At 65.7% G+C, this 23253-nt stretch carries 18 protein-coding genes; 9 read left to right on the forward strand and 9 right to left on the reverse strand.

Annotated elements, in window-relative coordinates; all coding sequences use genetic code 11:
• Window positions 1–8: 8 nt before the first annotated feature.
• The 6 genes from BXA00_RS24025 to BXA00_RS24050 all read right to left on the reverse strand — a co-directional run bounded on the left by BXA00_RS24025 (window position 9) and on the right by BXA00_RS24050 (window position 5443).
• On the reverse strand, window positions 9–353 hold the full coding sequence (locus BXA00_RS24025; protein ID WP_076520892.1) for a helix-turn-helix transcriptional regulator: 345 nt from the start codon (window positions 351–353) through the stop codon (window positions 9–11).
• Between the two features lie 168 nt (window positions 354–521).
• Window positions 522–1661, reverse strand: a complete 1140-nt coding sequence (locus BXA00_RS24030) for an LD-carboxypeptidase (RefSeq protein ID WP_156902951.1) — start codon at window positions 1659–1661, stop codon at window positions 522–524.
• Between the two features lie 59 nt (window positions 1662–1720).
• Window positions 1721–2434 carry an RNA pseudouridine synthase gene (locus BXA00_RS24035; RefSeq protein ID WP_231952149.1) on the reverse strand — a complete coding sequence of 238 codons (714 nt, stop codon included), beginning with the start codon at window positions 2432–2434 and terminating at the stop codon, window positions 1721–1723.
• A gap of 449 nt (window positions 2435–2883) precedes the next feature.
• Window positions 2884–3960 (reverse strand): AI-2E family transporter YdiK, encoded by a 1077-nt coding sequence (gene ydiK / locus BXA00_RS24040; protein WP_083714329.1) that lies wholly within the window; start codon window positions 3958–3960, stop codon window positions 2884–2886.
• Window positions 3961–4185: 225 nt separating this feature from the next.
• A complete protein-coding gene (locus BXA00_RS24045) occupies window positions 4186–4542 on the reverse strand; it encodes a hypothetical protein (RefSeq protein WP_076520895.1) in 357 nt (118 codons plus the stop codon).
• A gap of 124 nt (window positions 4543–4666) precedes the next feature.
• Entirely contained in the window at window positions 4667–5443 is a 777-nt protein-coding gene (locus BXA00_RS24050) for a hypothetical protein (RefSeq protein ID WP_156902858.1), read from the reverse strand.
• 282 nt (window positions 5444–5725) lie between these two features.
• Between BXA00_RS24050 and BXA00_RS24055 the strand changes: the two genes are divergently transcribed.
• The 4 genes from BXA00_RS24055 to BXA00_RS24070 all read left to right on the forward strand — a co-directional run bounded on the left by BXA00_RS24055 (window position 5726) and on the right by BXA00_RS24070 (window position 14112).
• Window positions 5726–8548 carry an ATP-binding protein gene (locus BXA00_RS24055; RefSeq protein WP_076520897.1) on the forward strand — a complete coding sequence of 941 codons (2823 nt, stop codon included), beginning with the start codon at window positions 5726–5728 and terminating at the stop codon, window positions 8546–8548.
• Complete coding sequence (locus BXA00_RS24060; RefSeq protein ID WP_076520898.1) at window positions 8548–9768, forward strand: EAL domain-containing protein; 1221 nt, start codon at window positions 8548–8550, stop codon at window positions 9766–9768. Before BXA00_RS24055 ends, BXA00_RS24060 begins: the two co-directional genes overlap by 1 nt.
• A gap of 10 nt (window positions 9769–9778) precedes the next feature.
• A complete protein-coding gene (locus tag BXA00_RS24065; RefSeq protein ID WP_156902860.1) occupies window positions 9779–13048 on the forward strand; it encodes a hybrid sensor histidine kinase/response regulator in 3270 nt (1089 codons plus the stop codon).
• 254 nt (window positions 13049–13302) lie between these two features.
• On the forward strand, window positions 13303–14112 hold the full coding sequence (locus tag BXA00_RS24070; protein WP_231952150.1) for a response regulator transcription factor: 810 nt from the start codon (window positions 13303–13305) through the stop codon (window positions 14110–14112).
• A gap of 163 nt (window positions 14113–14275) precedes the next feature.
• Here BXA00_RS24070 and BXA00_RS24075 read toward each other — a convergent pair whose 3' ends face one another.
• Entirely contained in the window at window positions 14276–15319 is a 1044-nt protein-coding gene (locus tag BXA00_RS24075; protein WP_076520900.1) for a DNA-binding protein, read from the reverse strand.
• Between the two features lie 213 nt (window positions 15320–15532).
• Between BXA00_RS24075 and BXA00_RS24080 the strand changes: the two genes are divergently transcribed.
• From BXA00_RS24080 to BXA00_RS24090, 3 genes are all read left to right on the forward strand, one after another.
• On the forward strand, window positions 15533–16672 hold the full coding sequence (locus BXA00_RS24080; RefSeq protein WP_076522100.1) for a site-specific integrase: 1140 nt from the start codon (window positions 15533–15535) through the stop codon (window positions 16670–16672).
• 111 nt (window positions 16673–16783) lie between these two features.
• Complete coding sequence (locus BXA00_RS24085; protein WP_076520901.1) at window positions 16784–18334, forward strand: sensor domain-containing diguanylate cyclase; 1551 nt, start codon at window positions 16784–16786, stop codon at window positions 18332–18334.
• A 207-nt stretch (window positions 18335–18541) separates the two neighbouring features.
• Window positions 18542–20293 (forward strand): diguanylate cyclase, encoded by a 1752-nt coding sequence (locus BXA00_RS24090; RefSeq protein WP_076520902.1) that lies wholly within the window; start codon window positions 18542–18544, stop codon window positions 20291–20293.
• 7 nt (window positions 20294–20300) lie between these two features.
• On the opposite strand, the gene BXA00_RS29120 is transcribed toward BXA00_RS24090, so the two are convergent.
• Window positions 20301–20456: a hypothetical protein gene (locus BXA00_RS29120; protein ID WP_172805886.1), complete on the reverse strand. Its 156-nt coding sequence runs from the start codon at window positions 20454–20456 to the stop codon at window positions 20301–20303.
• A 308-nt stretch (window positions 20457–20764) separates the two neighbouring features.
• Window positions 20765–21085, reverse strand: coding sequence for a SelT/SelW/SelH family protein (locus tag BXA00_RS24095; RefSeq protein ID WP_076520903.1), 321 nt, complete (start codon window positions 21083–21085; stop codon window positions 20765–20767).
• A gap of 86 nt (window positions 21086–21171) precedes the next feature.
• Here BXA00_RS24095 and BXA00_RS24100 point away from each other — a divergent pair, with 86 nt between their 5' ends.
• Window positions 21172–22374, forward strand: a complete 1203-nt coding sequence (locus BXA00_RS24100) for a multidrug effflux MFS transporter (protein WP_076520904.1) — start codon at window positions 21172–21174, stop codon at window positions 22372–22374.
• Between the two features lie 60 nt (window positions 22375–22434).
• Window positions 22435–23229 (forward strand): enoyl-CoA hydratase, encoded by a 795-nt coding sequence (locus BXA00_RS24105; RefSeq protein ID WP_076520905.1) that lies wholly within the window; start codon window positions 22435–22437, stop codon window positions 23227–23229.
• Window positions 23230–23253 lie beyond the last annotated feature (24 nt).

A 23253-nucleotide genomic window follows, 5' to 3' on the forward strand; every position in this document is an offset into this window, starting at 1 on the left:
ACGCAGGGTTACAGGCTGGCAGGGTCGGTGCGGTGCGAATGCGGCGCTTTGCGGCTGCCGCGGCTGGGTCGGCGCAGGGCATCCAGGCGTTTGCCCACGCCGTCCGCGTCCGGGTCGCCCAGGGCGAACACCTGATCGCCAAAGCCGTAGAGCAACAGCGCCTCGATGGCAAGCGCAAGCGAAACGCCGCCGTCGCCGCGCTCCAGCCGGTTGATGGTGGCGCGCGAGACACCCATGCGGCTGGCCAGCGTGGCCTCGGTCTCGTTACGGCGCAGGCGCGCCGTGCGGACGTTGGCGCCCAGGCGGGCCAGGGCCTCGGCGGCTTCGAAGCTGGGTTCGATCTTCTTTTTCATGAATCGATAATAGCGCGTAAAGCCGTTTAATGCACCATTAATGAGTCATTTTGTAGGGCGCTGGGAGCCCAAGAGACTGCGCACTCTTTGACCTGTTTATCGATCACAAATCAATTTTATGCACTATTAATAGCGCATGAAATCCACATCAAATCCACATCAAATCCCCTAGCCGACGCGTGACGTGGTCACCGCCTGATCCAACCGCAAGGCGGCGCGCCGGGTGTCCAGCGTCACACGCGCACCCAGCGGCAGCGTCAGATTGGGCTCGCCATGCCCGCTGGGCCAGCCAGCCAGGACCGGGATTCCCCGGGCGCCAAACTGCTCCAGCAATAGCGGGTACAGCAGGCTCTGCGCCTGCGCGTCGTCCATGTTCGTGCCAAGAATGCGGGTGAACGTGCCCACCACCACCCCTTTGACGCCGTCGAACTTGCCTGCGGCCGCCAACTGGCTCAGCAGCCGATCCACCCTTGGCAAGGCCTCGTTGACGTCTTCGAAGAACAGAATGGCGTCACGGGTGTCGATCTCGTGCCTGGAACCCGTCAGCGCGGCGATGAGCGCCAGGTTGCCGCCAACCAGACGGCCGCTGGCCGTGCCCGCGACCAGCTCCACCGGCCAGCTGTCGGGCGGCGCCTGAATCCAGGCGCCCTCCCCGATCTGGCCGCCGATCATCGCCAACAGGTGCGACTCGGTGGGCTCGCCCTTGCCCGCCAGCAGATCCTGCGCCAGCATCGGCCCATGGAACGTCACAAAGCCCGCATGCCGCTGTATGGCCAGGTGCAGCGCCGTGATGTCGCTATAGCCGATGAAGGGTTTGGGATGCTGGCGCAGCAGGCCGTAATCCAGCTTGTCCAGCAGCCGCCACGACCCAAAGCCGCCCTGCAGGCACCAGACCGCGCCGACGTCCAGGGCGGCGAATGCGGCGTGCAGGTCGTCCAGCCGTTCGGCGTCCGTGCCCGCCAGGTACTCGTACGGCGCCTCGAGCCGTGTGCGCGATGCCGGCATGACCTGCGGCACGAAGCCGCGATCCTCCAGCCATTGCGCCGCAAGATCGCTGGCATTTGGGGCGGCGGACGCAGGCGCCACGATGGCAACCTTCGCGCCGGGCTTTAGCGCCGGTACGGGTGCGGCCGCCGCCTTGGCAGTCGAGGGCGGCGGCGCCGGTTGTCCGGACGGCGCGCCCCGGGGCGAAACTTGCCGGCCCCCTGCGCATCCGCCCAGGGCCAGGCCCGACAGGCACAACGCGCCCGCGTTCAGCAACAGCCGGCGCCGGCCAGCGTCGGGATAGCCGAGCTTGCCGCCCGCCATGCCGTCCGTCGCCCACCGGGACTGGGCGTCAGCAATCGGGGATCTGGACAGCCCGGACATCAGAATCGCTCGTACTCAAGCCGATATCGCCACTGGCCCACGGCAAGACCGGCCATCGGCAGGCGGCCGATCCGCAGGCGCCGCAGCGCCAGCAGGCGCAAGCCTGCCGCCGCGCACAAGGCTTCGATGAAGCCGGGCGCCGGCGTCTTCAAGGCAAACCGCAGGTGCCCCTCGCTTTGCCAGCTCACCTTCAGGGGCGTGGCGGGCATTCCTTCGTACGCCATGCCTCGCTGCATCCGCGCTAGATCCGCATCGCTCAACTGCCCTTCAACCTGCGCGACATACTCCTGCTCCACGTGGCGGCCCTCCTCCACGAGCTTGCGGGCCACCGGGTACTCCTGCGTGTAGACCACCAGCCCGCTTGCCGCGCGCTCCAGGGGGGTCACCAGTTTCAGGCCGTTGAATATGCGCTTGAGGAATCGCTGTCCGGACCGGTCGCCCGGCATCAGGTTCTCGGGCAGGATGAGATCGCGCGCCGAGCCCGGCTGGTCGTCGGCATACATGCCGGCCGGCTTGTGGATCAATATCGTCACGGGGCGCCCCTCTTCGAGCCGCGCCCCGGGCAGGAGCGCGACGGTCTGGGATGGGCCCACCCGCAATCCCGGTTCCTCCTGCACCTTGCCGTCCACCGCAACCCAGCCGCCTTCGATGTAGCGCTCGGCATCGCCGCGCGAACACGACTGCTCGGCCGCAAGCCGCTTGGCCAGACGCACGGTATCGTCCGCTGCGCGGGGTCTGGCCGGGCGCACCGGTCCGCCAGCCTCTCGGCCTTGCGAGGGTTTCGGCGGTCTGGACGGGGTGGGCGGTCTTGGCGACTTGGGCGACTTGGGCGACTCGGACGACTTGGGCGAATTGGGCGAATTGGGCGATTCAGACGGACGAGGGCCGCGTCCAGGCGCCTCGGCGCGGGGCGCCCGGGCGCGACCGGTGTCCGCGCTGCCGCTGCCTGCGCCGCGCTTGGCGGGGCGACGCGCAACGGTCAGCGTGCCAGGTTTGGTGGGCCGTACAGGAGTGCTCATCCGGCCACCTCGCGGCGCAAGGACTTGGGGAGAAAAAGGGAAAGATCGGGCGCGCTCGCGGGCGGCGCGAAGAAATGCATCGTCATGGGTGGTGCCGGGTATTGCGAAAAGCGGGCCACATGGCCCGCGCCTTGGAACGGATGTTACGCCCTTTTCCGGTGCGTTCCAGGCGGCGGCTCTCGCTGCAGGGCCAGCGCGTCCGGATCGACCCGTGCGGGCGGTGGCACCTCGTCCACCCACGCGTTCAACAGCGTCGAGGTCACCGCCAGGATCACCGGTCCGATGAACAGCCCGACGATGCCGAACGCGATCATGCCTCCCAGGACCCCGGACAGGATGAGCAGCATCGACAGGTTCACGCCGCGCTTGATGAGCAGCGGCCGCAGCAGGTTGTCCAGCATGCCAACCACGATGGCCCACACCAGCAGGACTGCCGCCGCCAGCTTCATGTCGTGCTGGAACAACCAGGCCACGCCGCCAAGCAGCGGCAGGACCGGCCCAAGCTGGGCCAGGCAAAGCATCAACATCAGGGCGGTGAGAATGCCCGCGGCTGGCACGCCGGCCATCCACAGTCCGATACCGCCCAGCGCCGACTGCACCACCGCCGTGACCACGATCCCCAGCGCCACGGCGCGGATCGCCGACGCGGCCAGCATGATCGCCGCCACGCCGCGTTGCCCCGCGAGCCTATTCGCAAACCGCCGGACAAACTCCGCAGCCATGTCGCCCTTGGTGTACAGGATGCCGGCAATGATCACGGTGATCAGCATGTGCATCACGAACACCCCGACGATGGCGGCATGGCCCAGCAGCCAGGTGGCGGCCGTGGTCAGGTACGGTTCGATCCGAGCCAGCAGGCCACCGGCGCCCGCGTCCGACAGCGTCTGCCACTCCTGGGCGATTCTCGGCCCCACCAGCGGAAGGCCGCCTATCCACGCAGGCGGCGCAAGCAAGGCATAGTCAGGCAGGCTCTTGACCGCGGCCACGATGGTGCCGCCGTGCTGCGCCAGGGTCGAGATCGCCTGGTACAGCGGCAGCACGATCACAAACAGCAGGATAAGGAGCATTGCCACGGTGGCGATCCACCGCCGCCCGCCGCATCGCCGCTGGATGCCCAGCAGCACCGGCCAGGTGGCCACGACGATGGTCGTCGCCCAGATCAGCCCGGGCAGGAACGGCCGCAGGATATACAGACTGCCGATCATCAGCGCCAAAAGCATCACGATGACAAGCAGGACCCGGGCTATGTCGACTGACTGGCGTGGTATCACCCGATGCTCCTGGCAGGGCTGCCGCCCTCGTTGCGGTGGATGCGGACCGGCGGCGCCCGCCCTGCAAGCCAACGCGATCAGTCGAATGTATCCGAAATCCGCGTGAACCTGAATGGGAAGGTCACGCTTTGCGTCGCGGGCGCGGCGACGTCCGGCGTCGCCCGCCGGCGCCCCTTACGCGGCGCCCAGCATCGCGCGAAGCCGGCCCCGGATAGCACCGGCATACGCCCAGCACCAGACCCCGAGCGCCAGCATGGCCACCGTAAAGTAAGCGCGCGCGCTCTCCGGTATGGGGTTCAGGCGGGATACCGTGACAAAAGGCTCGAACCCCAGGAAATCGGTGGCTGCCAGCGTGCTGAAAATCAGGGCCAGGACGGGGCCGGTAAAGTGCGGGCGCTCTCCCCGCGCCTGGGGATCGGCAAGAAAGCGCCAGTGCACCCAGCGTGCAAGCTGGATGCACACGGCCACCAACGGAATAAGAAGCGCGCACTGCAGCACCAGCAGCGCCAGAATGACTTGAGTAGGAAGCATGGGCGGATTTTATCGGATCCGTCCAACGGCCCGGGTGCGGCCCGGGTGTGGCCCGGATGGGACTCAAGCGGCGAGCCCGCATCCGCGCCGCGCGGTCAATGCGCAGTAACGCGGCGCACCGGTCCTAGGCCCCCAACTGGAATGCACGCCAGCCCGACCCCGCGGCGGTCAGCCAGTCCTGCACGTATTCCAGGCTCAGGGCGATGGACAGGACCTCTCCCTGGAACAGCACGTCCGGCTGCGCGCGCAGCCAGTTGAAGTCTTCGATGCCGCGGATGTCGCAGGCCAGCACTCTGAGGCCCTGGCGCGACGCCTGGCCCAGCAGGCTGAAAAACCGCTCCTGCAAACCGCGCTGCCGGTTGATGCCTTCGGGGATGCCGACCCGGATGCCCGTGGCGCGCAGCGTGCCGAACGGCATGGATTCGCCGGCCTGCGAACAGGGCAGCAGCCGCACGCGCAGCGCGGGCCGCAGTTCGTTATAGAGATGAAAAAGACTGGAACCCTCCGCGAGGCGGTCGCTGAGGGGCACGTTGTAGGTGACCTTGGCGCAGGGATAGATCGGCAGGCTGCGATCTTCAGGGGTGGTCTCGCGCAGCAGATCGCCTTCCACTGCACCGATGCGCAGATCCTGGCACAACTGTTCGGGTAGGCGGATATCGGAGTTGACGTTGAGGGGATGGTCCATCGTGAGCGGCGCCATGCAGCCCGCCGCCCGAAAGACGCGCCCTGCCCGGCGCAAGGCGTCCGCCGAGGCCTCGTTGGTGATGAAGTGCGGGGTTCGGTTCGTCCACCCGCCCACCAGCGCCATTTCGCGCACGACTCCTTTGGCGTCCAGCACTGGTTGAATTTTTAGCGGCTCGCTCAAGAGCGAGGCGGATTCGACCAAATTGATAGCGTTCATATGAGTTGTGTTGTGGACTCGCCAGTCGTGAAGAAACCGGATACCGTGAAGAACCCGGATACAGCGGGCGCGGCGGGGCGAATCTATGGCCGGAAAGTGGCCATGGTCTAGCGATGGCTACGCAGTATAGGAACGGCCATCCCGCACTCCAATAATAAAAATTTGATTTGCGAAAACGCCCGGATAAGCCCGTATTTACGGGCCTGGGCGCCCGCCGGGCTGTCAGCCAAATTTCAGAATATTCTTATATCCACTGCCCGGGGCTCTACCTACGATGGGCGCATGCCCGTTCAGGAACCCATCACTCTCGCGCGCGACGTCCAGCCAGTCCCCCGCGCTCCGACGCTGCTTTTGCATCTGTTCGCCGCCGCGTTGCTCGCCTGCATCGCGGCGGCGGCCGGTTTTTATGTGTACTGGTCGTTCACCGACACCGTTTCCGCGTACCGCCGGCAAATGAACGCCGCCGCGTACAACGCGCAGATCTTCTTCGACCAGCGCGAGTCGCTGGTCCGTTCGCTGGCCTCTTCCTCGGTCCGCAATGCCGATGCCGCCGCGGCTTCCGAAACACCCTCCTACTTCGGCAACACCCGCCAGATCGAGGTCTTCCCCCTGCACGAAGACCAGAACGCCTACGACTGGGCCCTGATCCTCACGCCGCGCGACCTCAACGACATTGCCCTCGCGCGTACCCAATTGCTCTTCAGTTCGGCCCGCAATGGCCAGACTGCCTACATCGCGCCGCGTCCCTCGCAGGCGTCCGCCATCGACGCCGCCAAGCAATCCTGGATCGCACGCTCGCTGGCCGTGGCGGATCCCAGCGTCTCGCAAGGCGGCTACAGCCCCATCGTCTGGCTAAAGCCGCCCATGGACGTTGCCAGCGCGCTGTACCTGTACACCCCCGTGGATCCGGCCACGCCCCGCGCCGGCTGGATCGGCCTTGAAGTCAGCGACATCGATGCGGCGATCGACCTGTCTTCCATGCGCGGCGGCAATTACGCCCTGTACGACCAAAACGACGCGCCGGTCCTGCACAGCCCGGCCGAGGCAAAAGTCGTTGCAGGGCTGGGCAATTACGCCGGCAAGGAGGATTCGTTCGGTTGGTGGGGACCCGGGCTGCTGCCCCGTTTTGTCGTGCTGAACAAATCCGTGGGCGAGGCCGGGTGGCGGCTGGTGTACTACACACCGATCAGCCGGATCCTGGGCGATACCGCCCATGCCATCCAGGCGGCGCTCGGCGGCGCCGCGCTGCTGTTCGCGATGGTGATCCTGGGCATACGCCACATCAAGAAAAAACTCGTCGCGCCGGCCCTGCGCCAGTACGAAGCCCTGGCCGACAGCGTGGCCCTGAATCGCAAGCTGGTCGAGGTCGCGCCGGTCGGCCTGTGCCTCCTGCGTCGCGCCGATGGCACCCCGCTGCTTTCAAATGAACTTGCGCGGCAATGGCTGCTGGGTGACTCCGAACTGCTAGCCAAGCTGCTGGCAGAGGACAACTTCTGCGCTGAACGTGAATACGTCCTGAGCGACGGACGGTGCGTCTACCTGACCTTCGCCCCCATCACCTTTCATGCCGAGGACGTCGTCCTTTGCGGCATCAACGACATCACCGCATTCAAGCGGGTCGAGCAATCCATTACCCAGGCCAAGCTGCACGCCGACGCCGCCAACCACGCCAAGACGGTCTTCCTGACCACCATGAGCCACGAGATCCGCACGCCCTTGTTCGGCATTCTCGGCACGCTGGAAATGCTGAGCCTGACCACCATGGACAGCCAGCAGCAGCAATACCTCGAAACCATGCAGCAGTCCTCCGCCACCTTGCTGCGCACCATCAACGATACGCTCGACCTGTCGCGCATCGAAGCGGGTTACCTGACCCTCGAAACGGCCGAATTCTCGCCCGCGGAAATGCTGGACGGCGTTGTCAGCAGTTACGCCGCGCGCGCCGAGGCCAAGGGCCTGCACATCTACGCGCTGGCCGACGTCGCGTCGCCGCCGGTCGTCGTGGGCGATGTCACGCGCGTGCGCCAGATCCTGAACAACCTCGTCAGCAACGCCATCAAGTACACCAGTTCCGGCCAGGTGGTGCTGCGCCTGCAGGCCCTCAGCCAGGACGCGCACTCCGCGACCATGAAATTCCAGGTGGCGGACACCGGCATGGGCATCTCCGCGGAGCATCACGCCCAATTGTTCGAACCCTACTTCCAGGCCGAAAGCGGCTCCACCCAGACCGTTCCCGGCACCGGCCTGGGACTTGCCATCTGCCGGCGGCTGGCCGACATGATGGGCGGCACCCTCAGCGCGGTCAGCGAACCCGGACTGGGCACCAGCATGTCCCTGGAGCTCACCTTGCCGTTGGCGGGCGACGCGCATTCGGAAATGGGAATACGGCTGGATCCCCGGCCGGTATTCGTTCGGGGCGCCGTCAACGACGTGGTGAACAACCTTTGCCAATGGCTGCGCCACTGCGGCGCCATGGCCATGCCCTACAAGACGTCGCTTCATGGCCGGCTGGAAGGCGGCGTGCTGATTGAAACCTGGCCCCGCGACTTGACACCGGCGCCATGGACCGGCGCCCGGGTGATCGCGCAACCGCCCGGCGTACGGCCGCGGCTGGAAGGAGGACGCAACAGCTGGATGGCCAACGCGCATAGTCTGGCCAGCATCGTCGCGGCGGTCCGCCTCGCCCAGGACGGCGTGGCGGCCAAGGTCACGCTCGAACTCAAGGCCTCGCGGGACGCGCTCGACATGCATGTGCTGGTCGTGGAGGACAACCCGATCAGCCGGCAGATATTGCGGGAGCAACTGGAGCACCTGGGCTGCACGGTTGTCCCGGCCGCCAATGGCAAGGAGGCACTGGAGGTGCCGGACATACCCGGCTTCGATGCCATCTTGACCGACCTGCAGATGCCCGAAATGGACGGCTACGCCCTCACCCGTGCGCTACGCGGGCAGGGCTATACGCGCCCCATCGTGGGAATCACCGCCAGCGCATTCACGGATGACTTACGGCGCAGCACCGAAGCGGGCATGACGACCGTGCTGCTCAAACCGCTGCCTATATCCGCGTTGCGTCAGGCCTTAATTGCGCTTAAGGAAGTCATATGATGAAGAAGTTGTCCGACTACAGAATTCTGATCGTGGACGATCATCCGTTTCAATGCGTCCACCTCGCGGATTTGCTGGAGTCGGCAGGGTTCAGCCACGCCGATGTCGCCCCTAGCGCCGAGGCTGCCCTGGATATGATGGGCCTGCAGGCCTATCACCTTGTGCTGATGGACCTGAACATGGCCGGCATGGACGGCGTGCAATTCATAGACCAGCTCGCCAAGCTGCATCACAACCCGATGCTGGCGATCGTGTCGGCCTGCCCCCGCCGCATCATGAACAGCGTTGCCCTGATGGCCAAGGAAAAGGGCCTGGCGGTGCTGGGCACGTTCTCCAAGCCCTTGACTCCTGAACACGCCCGGCATTTGGCCAACCAGCTCCGCCAAAGCCGCCCTGAACCTTCAAAGCCCCAATTCCCGACCGAGGCCGGCGCGGTATTTGACCGAGGCTCCCTGGAACACGCCCTGAGCCACGGCCATCTGCGGGCCTGGTTTCAGCCCAAGAAGGCGCTCGCCAGCGGCCGGATCGTGAGCGCCGAGGCGCTGGTCCGCTGGCAGCATCCGGAATTCGGCTTCATGCTCCCGGGATCCTTTCTTTCCGCGGTGCGGCGGCATGGCCTGGACAAGGCGTTGCTTCGGCGCATGCTCGAAGACGCCCTTGACGCGCACCTGCATTGGCGGCAGCAGGGATACCGGATGCCGGTGTCGGTCAACCTGCCGACGCAGCTCCTGGACGACCCGGACCTCCCCGACGAGCTGGAGCAGATCGTCGTGTCCAAGGGGGTGGCGACGCAAGAAATCTCGTTCGAACTGCTCGAAGACGAGACAACCACCATACAAGGCCAATACTATATGGGGGCCAGCAGGCTGCGTCTGAAGGGCTTCGGGCTGGCGCAAGACGACTTTGGCAGAGGATACAGCTCCATGTACAGCCTGATTTCCACGCCATTCACCGAGTTGAAGATCGATCGCGCTTTCGTCAGTGGCGCGGCCAACGATGAAGGACGCGCCGCGGCGCTCGTCTCATCCGTGCAGCTTGGCCGCCAGCTCGGGCTTCAGGTCACCGCCGAAGGCGTCGAAACCAGCAAGGACCTCGAATTCCTGCGGCGCATCGGCTGCGACTGCGCGCAAGGCTTCCTCATTTCGGCCGCCGTGGACATCGACGGATTCAGCCAGCTGCTTGCCATGGAGAGGCAGGCCATGGACCCGTTGCAGCAGTAAGAAGCCACCCATGCGCAAGCAGGACACGCCTTTTGCCAGGATTACGCGAACCTCGCGCTGGCTGAACTTTGCCCTGTTCGGCATCCTGCCTTTTGCGCTGGTGCTGGTCGGGGCGCTCTATTGGGGATTGAACCGCATCGTCGAGCAGGAAAGTGACCGCCTGAAGCTCGACTTTTCCATCCTGGTCGGCTACATCCATGCCCAAGAGCAGTTCCTGGGCAGACTGCGCGCGCAGCACGCTTCCCTGCCCGTCGAAAGCCTGGCCAGCACCATCGACCTGCATGCGTCCGACGTGCCGGAGCGCTTTGGAATGCAGGTCTTCGAGGGACAAAACACGTACGCGGAGATGCCATTTTCGCTGGCGTGCGAGGACGCCTCGGACTGCCCCACCGCAGGGCGTCGACTTGCGAACCTGGGGGGCTTCCTGGCCGATTTCTATTCCAGCTTCTGGGCTGCGTCGTACTTTCCCGCGTCCACGATCTTCCTGGTCAACCAGGCCGACAGCATCAGTCTGAGCGTGCCCGCCGTGGGCGCCGCATCGGGGTATGAACGCCTCAGCCCCACCACCTTCCTGGCGGTGACGGACGCCGTGCGGGCCGAGCTGCGCCGCCTGCAGACGGTCCAGCAGCGTCTCATCGATCACGACGTGCCCGGCCACGCGGAGTCCCCCGGGGCCAACCGCGTCCATTGGTTCAGGACCGATGCGCTTCCCGGCAACATGCTGGGCCTGATCTACGCGGACATGCCGCAAGCGGTCTGGACCAGCGGCCAGGGCAAGCCGTCTGCCGTCTACGCGGTGACCCAGTTCAACCACCAGCGGATCAACGTCTTCGAGAAGACCTTGCGCAAGCCGCTGCACGGCGGATTCTGGCTGACCCATCGCGAGGAAGGCCTGCTGCTCGGCGACCGGCAGGGGCCCGCGCCAGCCGAGGATGGGCTGCGCTACACGGCCGACGGCATCGTGTTGCGCATCACGGATCCAAGCGGGGTGTGGGCCGGGACATACCGGGTCAGCTATGGCGCATTCTTCCAGGACAATCTCTGGCTTCCCGTCATCGCCGGCCTGTTGCTCCTGCTCAGCCTCGGAACCGGCATCGTGTCGTCGCGCTGGTACAGCCGGCGGGTGATCGCGCCCGCGCTGGACGCGCAGCGCGACATCATCGAAAAAGAAGAATTCAGCCGCACGCTGATCGAAACCGCACCGGTGGCGCTGTGCGTGCTGGCGCGGCCGGTGGGCGCAGTCGTATTCGGCAACAGCCTGGCGCTGCAATGGTTGGGGGCCGAAGCCGGCCGTGAACTGGACAATTCACCCGAAACCAACCTGTTCCTGCGCCACGTCCTTGGCGCCACCGGTCCCGGCACCATTCCCAGCTTCCAGGCGACCGACGGGCGTCCGCTCTATGTCGCCTACGCCCCCACGCGCTACAACCACCAGGACGTCGTGCTTTGCGCGTTTTCCGACATCAGCGCCCGCGCCGTCATCGAACAGACCCTGGCGCAGGCCAAGCGCGAAGCCGACAAGGCAAGCGAAGCCAAATCGACCTTCCTGGCCACGATGAGCCACGAAATCCGCACGCCGCTCTATGGCGTGCTGGGCACGCTGGAACTGATGAGCCTGACCTCCCTGGACGCCGAACAGCGGCAACACCTGGAACGCATGCAAAGCTCGTCGGCCATCCTGTTGCAGCTCATCAGCGACATCCTGGACATCACCAAGATCGAGACCGGGCAGCTCGTCCTGGAATCCTCGGAGTTCAATCCGCGAGAACTCGTGCAAGGCTGCACCAACGCCTACGCCGCGATGGCCAGCCAGAAGGGCCTGCTGCTCTTTTCCTGCGTAGACCTTGCCGTGCCCGAATGGATGACGGGCGATGCGGTGCGTATCCGCCAGATCCTGAGCAACCTGCTCAGCAACGCCATCAAGTTCAGCGATTCCGGGCATGTGATCGCCCGCCTGACGGTGGCCAAGGTCGAGCCCGACACGACGCACCTGATGCTGCAGGTGGTCGACACAGGGATCGGCATCGCCAAGGAGGAACAGTCTCAGCTCTTCGTTCCCTTCTATCAGATCAACAGCGGTTCCCACACGGTGCGAGGCACCGGCATCGGCCTTTCTATCTGCGCGCGCCTGGCCGGCCTGATGGGCACCGAAATCCGCGTGACCAGCGCGTTGGGACTGGGCAGCAGCTTTTCGCTGGAGCTTCCCCTGCAGGTCGCTTCCGGCCCGCCCGCCAGCCCGCCCGACCTGAGCAATATCAACGTGTATGTCCGCAGCCCACATCACGAACTGTCCGACAACATCTGCCAATGGCTAAAGCGCTGGGGCGCGCAGGCGCTTCCCGCGCCCCAGCTCCTGCCGGCCGGCGGCCCGGACGACGTCTTGGTGGACGTCCTGTACCCGGGTAACTTCGATGCAATGGAGTGGACGGGACATCATGTGCTGGCCAGCGCCACCGCCAAGCCCCCATCCGCACGGACCATCAAGGTCATCAACAGCGTGGAGCACATTGCCGCAGGCATACTGGCCGCCGTGCGCGGGGAACGCGCATTGATGCCTGCGACCGACATCGGCGCCTTTGCTCCGCTTGGCCTGTCGATACTTGCTGCCGAAGACAACCCCATCAACCAGGCCACGCTGCAGCATCAGCTCGAACAGCTCGGATGCGAGGTCACCCTGGCGTCCGATGGCGCCGAGGCACTGATGTTGTGGGGGCTTGCGCACTACGACGTCGTCCTGACTGACGTCAACATGCCGCGCATGAACGGCTACGAACTCGCCAGGGAACTGCGTCTGCGCGGCGCCACCATTCCCATCATTGGCGTCACGGCCAACGCCATGCGCGAAGAGGAGCAGCGTTGCCTGGCCGCGGGAATGACGGCTTGGCTCGTCAAGCCCATCGGCCTGGCCACCCTGCGCTGGCACCTGCAGGGCGATGGCGCGACCTCCCCCAGCCAGGCGGACCCGGACACCCAGCCTCGTCCGTCCTGGGACCCCGACCCCGCGCCGATCGTGCCCGAAAAATACCGGGCGTTGTTTGTCAGCACGATGGAAGCGGACGTTTCCGAAATGGAACGCGCCCTGGACATCAACGACCAGCGGCTGCTTGGACGGACGCTGCACCGAATGCGTGGCGCGCTTAGCGTGATGCAGATGACGGCGCTGACCGAGCGATTGGAAGCCTTGGAGGCCATGCTGCGCAATGGGGGATTGGATTCCGCCGCGCAAGCCGAAGGCCGGGTCGTGGCCAAGCTACTGCGCGATACGCTGGCTGACATTTGAAGCCCAGGTCGCAACGACTTTACATCCGCGATCACCGTGGCCAGTCACCGTTGGCGGTCACGGACAAGCGAGCAGTCGCCGACGCCGTATTGTGTGCCTCATGTAACTCTAATTATCGAAAACTTTCTATATTTTTTGGAATGCCCGACAGTTAGATTGAACGGTTCCCCCTTTCCTGGCGAGCCGGCTTGCGTCTGGTGTGCCCGGAGGCCCAACCGTCACTTCTAGCCTTTTCAGTAGAATTTGGACATAAAATGGACAACGACGGAAGTACTGAGAATCCTGGCGCCCCCGGCCTGGTAGGGCCAGCCACGAACCTACTTCCCAAGACGGGCGCGCTCGTCGAGCAGGACGGACAACCAGGCTCGATCGACTGCCATTCGGACGGCGAATCCATGAGTAAGCTTCCGGCCGGCCAAAACGTGCGGATCATCCTCGCCGATGACCATCCCGTCATCTCCCTCGCGCTTGCTGACTCCCTGAACGAAATCCCCGGATTCACCGTGATCGCCACGGCGCGGTCCGGGCTTGAACTGATCACGGCGGTGCAAGAGGATCCGTGCCATCTCATCGTCACCGACTTTTCCATGAGTTCAAAGTCCGCCGACGAGGACGGCTTGCGCCTGATTCAGCGATTACAGCGCCTGTTTCCGGATATTCCCATCGTGGTGTTCACGATGCTGTCGAACAGCGGCATTCTGAGCCAACTGCGCCAGATCGGCGTGGCTGGCATCGTCAGCAAGGAAGAGCCCATTGAAGCGCTGGTCGCCATATGCGTGCGGGCGTTGACGGAAAAAGGGCCTATCCTGTCCGATAGCATCAGCGCGCGCCTCAGCCACAACGATGTGACGATGGGGCGTGCCAGCCGCACGAAGGGGTTGTCCCCGAAAGAGCTGGAAGTGGTGCGGATGTTTTCGCAGGGGCTTTCGGTGACTGAAATCGCGCGCCGCCTCAACCGATCGGTCGCTACCATCGGCACGCAAAAACAATCCGCCATGCGCAAGCTGAACATCGAAACCAACGCCGAACTGCTCAGGTACGCCGATGAGCAGGGCTTTTCCTGAGCCTGCTCCCTGCGGCAGTCAACGATTGCCCTGCGAAGACTCAGCCACCGAACATGAGGAATGAAAAATGAAGCCTCATTGCCGGCAGCGGGGAAACCCCGAAAAATCATAGGATTACGAATAAATGGACGCGCGTCTCACGCGTCCGCGATGCCCTTCGGGATCAGGGTGCCGGGCTGCTGCTGGCAGGCGGCTTGTCCGTGGAAGCGGGGGCGGCCTCCTGGCTGGCCAGGAGGCGGCGTGCCAGGTCCCCGAATTGGGCGTCCCGGGCTTTCAACTGGGACAGCAGTTCATCGGACTGCGCGGTCGACGCGGCGAGTCTGCGCATCAGATCCGCTTCGCGTGATTGGACGGCCTGAAGCGTCTGAGCGGCGACGGCGGATTCGATGTCGCGCTGGCGCGCGTCCGCGAGCGCCTGTGCCCGGACTAGCTGCGCGTCCTGTTCGGCCGCGCGCTGCTGCTGTTGGGCTTCTGCCAGGGCCTCGCGCGACTGGTCGGCCTGCTGCTGACTGGCCGCCTGCAGGGCTTCCAGACGCGACTGCAGGCGCTTGACGGCACTGCGTTCGGTATCCAGCTCGTTCAACCAGCGGCGTTCGTGGGCGGCGTGGCGCGCATCCAGCGCGGCCAAGGCCTGCGTATGACGGTCGCGCGCCAGATCGGCGTCGGCCAGCAGTGCCTTGTTGGCGCTGCGTGCATCCGCCAGGCTTTCCTGGGCGACGGCCAGCGCCTTGTCGCGCTGGCGCAGTTGCGCTTCGGCGGCTTGCAGGCGTTCTTCGGTGGCGGCCAATTGCGCGGTGGCGACCTTCAACCCTTCTTGCAGGTCGCGTTCCCGGTTGATCAGTTGGGCCTCGCGCTGCTGTAGCTGTTCGTCCAGGGCCTGGTGGCGTTCCGCTTCCCTTTCGAGGGCGTCCCGGCGTTCCTGGTAGGCCTGGGCCTGTTCGGCACGCGCCGCCGCCAACGCGGCGTCCCAGAAATGCGCGGCCGCCTGGGCGATGGGATCGGGCACCTCGGGTGGCGCGGCGAAGGCGCGAGGGTCCTTGATGCGGGCGCCCAGCGCACGGAACCAGGTTTCCAGGTGGGGGCTGACGGTATTGGGCGATCCGCGGCCGATTTTCTGGCGTACCCGCTCGATGGTCGGCCGGGCGCCTTCCAGCAGGAGCGCGTCGGCGGCAGTCCAGACGTCTGATTCGGTGATACCCGTGGCCATGATTGATTTCCTGTCGCCGCATGAAGAATTACCCACGATAATGGAACCTTATCGTGTATAAAAAGCCTTTTATGTAAGATATCATACAGCATATGTAGTAAATATATAATTTCATCGCATTTCGGCCTTAGGGCAGCGGATCGCACCCCATGTACCCCGCTACGGCCGACCGCAGCTACATCGCGGCCACGCCCGCGGTTCCTTTTCCCCTTGATGCCAGAACTCCCCTTGCCAAACCCCCGACCTTTACCGGCCGCCCTCCCCGCCCCGGCCTCGCTCCGCCCCCTGGACCCCCAGGCGCTCGATGCACGGGCCGATGCCGCGGTGCGCGGACTCATGCGGGAAGGCAGTTCCGCCAACACGGCTGCAAGCTATCGGGCGGCGATGCGCTACTGGACGGCCTGGTTCGAACTGCGCTATGGCCGTGCGTTCGCCCTGCCCTTGCCCGAGACCGTCGTCATTCAGTTCGTCGTGGATCACGCGCAGCGCTCGACCGAGGACGGACTGGCGTGGGAATTGCCGCTGGCCCTGGATCAGGAGCTGGTGCGGCTGAAAGCCAAGGGCAGGCTGGGAGCGCCCAGCCTGAACACGCTGCTGCAGCGGTTGTCGGTGCTATCAAAGGCGCATGAACTGCTGGGGCACCCAAATCCTTGCCGCGCGGCCGCGGTCCGAGAACTGCTGTCGAAGACGCGGCGCGCGTATGCCCGGCGCGGCATTGCGCCCGCCAAGAAAGAGGCGCTGACGCGCGAGCCGCTGCAGGCCATGCTCGACACCTGCGACGATTCCTTGCGCGGCAAGCGCGATCGCGCACTGTTGCTCTTTGCCTGGGCCAGCGGCGGCCGACGGCGATCCGAGGTGGTGCGCGCCACCATGGAAAACACGCAGCGCACGGCTGACGGCTACCTCTATACGATGGCGCACTCCAAGACCAACCAGACCGGCGCCAGCCGGGCCCATGACCAGAAACCCATTCTGGGCAAGGCCGCGCAGGCGCTGGACGAGTGGCTGGCGGCCAGCGCGATCCGCCAGGGACCGATCTTCCGGCGGGTGCGACGCGGCGATGTGATCGGCGAGCCCCTGGCCGCCGCCGCCGTGCGCGAAATCGTGCTGGCGCGCAGCCGGCTGGCGGGGTTGGAGGGCGATTTTTCGGCACACAGCCTGCGCTCCGGCTTTGTCACGGAGGCCGGGCGGCGCAACGTGCCGTTGGGCGACACGATGGCGATGACCGGCCACGCCAGCGTGGCGACGGTGATGGGGTATTTCCGGGCGGGAGCGGCCGCGCTGTCGCCCGCTGCCCGCCTGCTGGACGAACCACAGGCGCCGGACCTACAGGATGACCGGGACCTGCCGTAATGGTGGCGGTGACATTAAAATCACTGCGCCCCGGACTTGCGGCCCGTCTGACGTCGTCGGATCGTGTTGCCACGGCGGGGCGCCGGCTCGTCCCCTGCCCGTTCCGATCCCATGCAAATCAATCTCCGCGGGCTAGTGCTTGCGCTTACCGTCTTCAGCGCCATCGCCGCCACGGCCAATGCCCTGTATGCCAGCTACCTCGTGCAGCGCGAGCAGTTGATCGAGAACACGCTTGAATCAAACCGCGTGTATGCGGTGAAGCTGGCGGAAAGCGCGGGCAGCTTCCTGAGATCGGCACAGCAGCAGTTGGGATACAGCGCACGGCACATGCCGGAACTGATCGGGTCGCCGGATCGGCTTGCCGCCGAGGTCATGCGCGTGCAGCAGCAGACGGACAGTTTCAATTCGGTCGGTGTCGTCAGCGCGGATGGCACGATTCTGGCGACGACGCAGACGTTCCGCAGCTTCCTGGGCACCCAGGTTGACACGCCGGGCAGCCGCGAGGCGCTGCGCGCCCGGCAGCCCCTGATCAGCAAGCCCTATGTGTCCATCGCCGGCAACCTGCTGATCAATGTCTCCCACCCCATCTACTCGGGCGATGGCGCGTACCTGGGCTATGTCGCGGGCTCGCTCTACCTGCGCAACGAAAGCGCCCTGCACGAGCTGCTGGGCAAGCATCACTACCATGACGGCTCTTATCTGTATGTGGTGGACGGCGATGGGCGGCTCATCTATCACACCGACAGCGAGCGCGTGGGAGAAACGGTGCTGTCCAATCCGGTCGTCGCCGCCGTGGTCAAGGGCGAGGCTGGCGCGATGCGCGTGGTCAACACCAAGGGCGTGGACATGCTGGCGGGCTATGCCCCGGTGCCGACGAGCGGCTGGGGCGTGGTGGCGCAACGCCCCGCGAAGGTCACGCTGGAGCCGATCCATGATCTGATCTGGGCGCTGCTGGGTTACGCCGCGCCGTTGGCGGTGGCGTTCCTGCTGGCGATCTGGTGGTGCGCCCGCATGATCTCGCTACCCCTGTCGCAACTGGCCACGACGGTGGAACACCAGGACGTGGACGTTGCGATGCAGCGGGTGCAATCGGTGCGCGCCTGGTATTTCGAGGCAGAACGGCTCAAGCGCGCGGTGATCGCCAGTTTCACCAGTCTGCAGGACAAGATCGGCAAGCTGAACCTCGCCAGCATTACGGATCCGCTGACGGGGCTGCGCAATCGCCGCGGCACGCAGGACGCCGTGGAGCTGATGCAGGCCCGGGCCACGCCTTTTTCGGTCGTGGCGCTGGACATCGACCATTTCAAGCAGATCAACGACACCTATGGCCACAATGCCGGCGACGAGGTGATCCGCGACATGGCGCAGATCATGCGCGAATGCTCGCGCCCCTCGGACGTGCTTTGCCGCAGCGGGGGCGAGGAGTTCCTGATCCTGCTGCCGGGCGTCGGCCCCCGCGAAGCGGCCAATGTCGCCGACAGGCTGCGGGTGCATATCGCCTCGCGGGAATTGCACGGGGCCAGCCGCGTCACGATCTCGGCCGGCGTGGCCCACTGGACGTCGAGCGGGCCCGACGTGGACGAAACGTTCCGGGCCGCCGATGCGGCGCTGTATGCGGCCAAGCAGCAGGGGCGCAATCGCGTGGTGATGCACGGTGCATGAGCGGGGGCCGGCGCAGGCGCGCGAGCCACATCAGCAACGCGGCATCGGTGCAAATTTGCGCAGGAAATTGCAATTAAACGAGTTTCAGCGACATAGTATTGCTGGAATAGATTGAAATGCGGCACGACTTGCTCAAACAGCGTTCGTCGCACCGGCATTTACAGTATCCTGCGCGGCTTCGACTTCGCATGGATCTGCTTGCCGAGTATGTTGCGCCCCGCCGTCGCGCCCAAATCCCTGGAACGTCATTTCGTCGCGCTGGCCGCAGGCGTGCTGTTGTTGGTGGGGGTGCTGGCCGGCATCCTCCTGTTCCAGAGCTGGCGCTCTTACAGCGCGGCGTCGGAGGCGCGGCAGGCATTCGGATCGGTGCGCGCCACCATCCGGGTCATGGAGTTTACGTCGGCCGAACGCGGACCGATGAACGCCGCCCTGGGCTCGGCCCTGCCCGTGCCGGATTCGGTGCTCGCAAACCTGGGCGCGGCGCGCGCTGGCACCGACAGGCTGGTCGACGCGCTGCTGGCGCAGCATTGCGCGCCAGAAGATGCGGGCAAGCGCGCGGAGATCGAGCGGATACGCCGGGCGCTGGACGACGCACGGCGGGAGATCGATACACGCATCGCCACGCCGCGCGACGCGTTGTCGAGTCAGATGCTGTGGGAGTCGGTCAGCGCCATGGTGCGCATCGTTCCGATGTGGCAGGCGAGTCTGGCCGCCAATGCCGGGCTGGTCATGCGCAGCGAAGCCAATGCGCCTAGCCTGCTGTCGCTGGCGCTCCTGGCAAGCGAGCTGCGCGAACAGGCGGGCCTGCTGGGGTCCACCTTCACGCCCGCCTTGGGCAGGCATCGGAAACTGACCGCCGAGGAACAGTTCCGCATCGAGCGCGTGCTGGGCCGGATCGACGAGTTGCGGGCACTGATCGATGGCCGCATGGCCAGCTACCGGGATGCGCGAGCGTCCGAGGCACAGGCGCGGATGGAACGGCGTTATTTCGGGGAGGGACTGGCGTACCTGGCGTGGGTGCGCGAGGAGGCGTCGCGCCAATCGCAGGCGTCCGTCACGACGCAGGCGCTCGCCGCGACGTATGTGCCGCTGATGGGGGCGATCACCGACTTCCGCGATGTGCTGCTGGACGAGATGGAACGCCACATCGACGCGCATCGTGCGGGCGCGGCGCGGCTGTTGGCGGTGACCCTGGCGGCGACCGCCCTGCTGGCGGCCGCCCTGGCGGTGGCGCTGGTGCAGTTCAGGACGCGGGTGATCCAGCCCTTCGCATTGGCCACGCGCATCATCAGCGCGATTGCGAACGGCCTCGCGCCGGCCCGGATCCCCTCTGGCGGGCACCATGGCGAAGTGCAAGAGGTATTCAATGCCTTGCGGGTGCTCAAGCGGAACGCCGCCACGCAAATGCGCCTGCAGGCTGAACGGGACCGGCTGATCGAGGACCTGGCCCACATGGCGGAAACAGACTACCTGACGGGACTGCTGAACCGGCGCGCCTTCGAGACGCGCTTTCAGGCGATACGCGCCCTGTGGGACGAAAGCCGGCCGATGCTGGCTTTGGTCCTGTTCGACATCGACCACTTCAAATCCATCAATGACACCCATGGCCACGCAAGCGGCGATCTGGCGCTCAAGGCCGTCGCCGACCTATGCCGCACGACCTGGCGGCAGCAGGACGTCGTGGCGCGTGTGGGCGGAGAGGAATTTGCGGTGCTGTGCCGCACGCGCAGCGCGCAGCAAGCGGTGGAGATGGCTGAGCGCCTGCGCGCCCGCATCTGCGCTTGCGCCGTCACGTCGGAGAACGGCGTTACGTTCAACCTGACGGCCAGCTTTGGCGTGGCCTGCGTATCGTGGAGCCAGGCGGAATCCGCCAGCGGCCTGTTCCGGGCCGCGGACGAACTCCTGTATCTGGCGAAGTTGAATGGGCGCAATCAGGTCCAGCAGCGCACCCTGGGTTGAGCGAGGCTTATGCCTTGTCGTGCGAGGCTTGCGCCTTTTTGGATGTGTCGGCGTCGCGGGACGTGGTGTCGCGGCGGTCAGACTGCTTGTTGGCGTCGGGCGCCTTCCAATTCAGCGGGGGGATCTCGAAGCTTCCCTTCTTGGCAGTCAATTGATGAGACATAAGCATGCTCCTGGACAGGCGCATGGCTTCCCCCGCCGAGCATTGCGCACAGATTCAGGCGGGCCATGAATGCCGCGGACGCGGGGGAGCATTCAGGTACGTGGCGGCGCCGGGAAAGATTGCCATCGGCTGGTTTGCAAAAAGCTTGTTCTTATAATTTTGCCGATAGATAAAAGATTTTAGCACAATTATGGTGAAAATAGCCAGCTTTAATCGTGGCGCACGTGGAACCCGGGATTGACCGGCGAGATTGACGGCAGAACGAGCCGCTGCCCCCGAGGGTCAGCAATGGAAAGCCGCGCGGCGGTTCAGAGGTCGGCCTGGGGGGCCGGCGCGGCACCGTGGGCGTCGATGTGGCCCAGTGAGCGGCCCGGGTCGAGCCGGTCGCGCACACGCTGTTTCAGGACCTTGGCGTCGGGAAAGCCGCCGTCGCGCTTGCGGTCCCAGATGAGATCGCCGTTGTAGGTGATCTGGAAAATGCCGCCGGTGCCGGGCTGCAGCGCGACTTCGCCCAGGTCGGTCGAAAACGTGGAGAGCAGTTCCTGCGCCATCCAGGCGGCGCGCAGCAGCCACTGGCACTGCGTGCAATACAGGATGACGATGCGAGGGCGCAAGGCGGGCGGGCTCAGGGGACAGGCATTCTACGCCAGCCCGCGCGCGGGCGATCATGGATAATGTCGGGTTTTCCCGGGTCTGCAATGGCCCAGAGCCTGCAATGAAGTCTGCCTTGACGCCCCGAGGCCAGCGCTGGCTGATCGGTCTGCTGATGGGACTGGTCACGCTCACGCCGATGGCCATCGACATCTACCTGCCCTCCCTGCCCGCCATGGCGCACGCTTTTGGCGAGCCCATCGGCGCACTGCAGGCCAGCATCACGCTGTTCATCTTTGCGGTGGGCGTGGGTCAGGTGCTGATCGGACCGCTGGCCGACCGCTATGGCAGGCGGCCGGTGGCCCTGTGCGGCGCGCTGGCCTATCTGCTGGGCTCCGCGCTGGGCGCGGTCGCAAATTCGCTCGATGTCTTTTACGCGGCGCGCGTCATTCAGGGACTGGGCGCATGTTCGGCGTCGCTGGTGGCGTTTGCCGCCGTGCGCGATTGCTTCAGCCCGGCGGTCGGCGCGCGCGTGTACAGCTATCTGAACGGGGCGCTGTGCTCGGTGCCGGCGCTGGCGCCGATGGTGGGCGGCGTGCTGGCGGTGCATGCCGGCTGGCGCAGCACGTTTGTGTTCATGGCGCTGTTCTCGCTGGCGCTGGCGGCGCTGCTCGCCTTGCGGTTCGAGGAGACCCGCGCCAAGCCGGCGCACCGGCCCGGCGCGCTCTACAGTCTGCCCCGCTATGCGCCCATCGTGGCGAACGGCCGGTTTCTGTATTTCGCCCTGTTCGGCATGGCGGGCATGGCGATGATCCTGGTGTTCGTGTCGGCCGCGCCGGTGGTGCTGGTGCAGCAGCTCGGCTATTCCGAGCTGGGGTTTTCCGCCTGGTTCGGGGGCAATGCGGCGATCAATATCGCGGCGTTCTTCGTGGCGCCCGCCTTTATCGCGCGCTACGGCCGCTACACCATGGTGCGCGTCGGCATGGCCGCCCTGCTGCTGGCGTCGGCCATGCATGTCTGCGCATGGCTGTGGACGCCGGTTTCCGCGTGGATCTTCATGCTGCCCGTGTGCGTGCTGACCGTGGGATTCTCGCTCGCGCTGGGGTCGGGACTGAGCCTGGCGCTGGAGCCCTTTGCAGACCGTGCGGGCACTGCCGCCGCGGTCTACGGGCTGTTCCAGATGAGCGGTTCGGCGGTCATTGCGACCGTGCTGCTGGACAGCGGCATGGCGCCGCAGGCGGCCATGGCCCTGATCGGCGCCGTGATCGTGGCGCCGCTGCTGTTGCTGGCCCCCGCCCTGGGACGGCGCCTGGCGGCCGGTTCCTGAACGCCGGGGCGCGGCCCGCGGGGTGCGCTAGTATCCAGGAACACCCTTTCTGGAGGCGACATGTCCATCGAAAAAAACGCGGACGAACCGCTGCTGCTGTCCACCGCCCAAGACGGCGTGGTCACGCTGCGACTGAACCGGCCATCCCAGTTCAATGCCTTGTCCGAGGCGCTGCTGGCGGCCCTGCAACAAGAGATCGACAGGCTGGCGAGGGACCCGGACCTGCGCTGCGTGGTGCTGGAATCGGCCGGGCGCGCGTTTTGCGCGGGCCATGACCTGCGCGAGATGCGCAGCCAGCCCGACCTGGACTACTACCGCGCGCTGTTCCGCCAATGCGGGCGCGTCATGCAGGGCTTGCAGGCGCTGCCGGTGCCCGTGATCGCCAAAGTGCACGGCATCGCGACGGCGGCGGGTTGCCAGTTGGTCGCGAGCTGCGATCTGGCGGTCGCCGCCGATACCGCGAAGTTCGCCGTGTCCGGCATCAACGTGGGCCTGTTCTGCGCGACGCCAGCGGTCGCGTTGACGCGCAATGTATCGGCCAAGCGCGCCTTCGAGATGCTGATGACGGCGCGTTTCATCGATGCCGGCCAGGCGGCGGACTGGGGGCTGATCAACGATGCGGTGCCCGAAAGCGAGCTGGACGCACGGGTGCGTGCGCTGGTGGACGACATCCTGTCCAAGAGCCCGACGGCGGTGCGGTACGGCAAGCGCATGTTCTACCAGCAGCGTCAGATGGCGCTGGCCGACGCCTACGACTATGCGGGCGACGTCATGGCCCGCAACATGATGGAAGCCGATGCGTGCGAAGGCATCGACGCCTTCCTGCAAAAGCGCCCCGCCCGCTGGGGCGCATGAGGCCACGCCGGGAGCGGCCGCGCG

It is taken from the genome of Achromobacter sp. MFA1 R4, assembly GCF_900156745.1.
Lineage (GTDB): Bacteria > Pseudomonadota > Gammaproteobacteria > Burkholderiales > Burkholderiaceae_B > Achromobacter.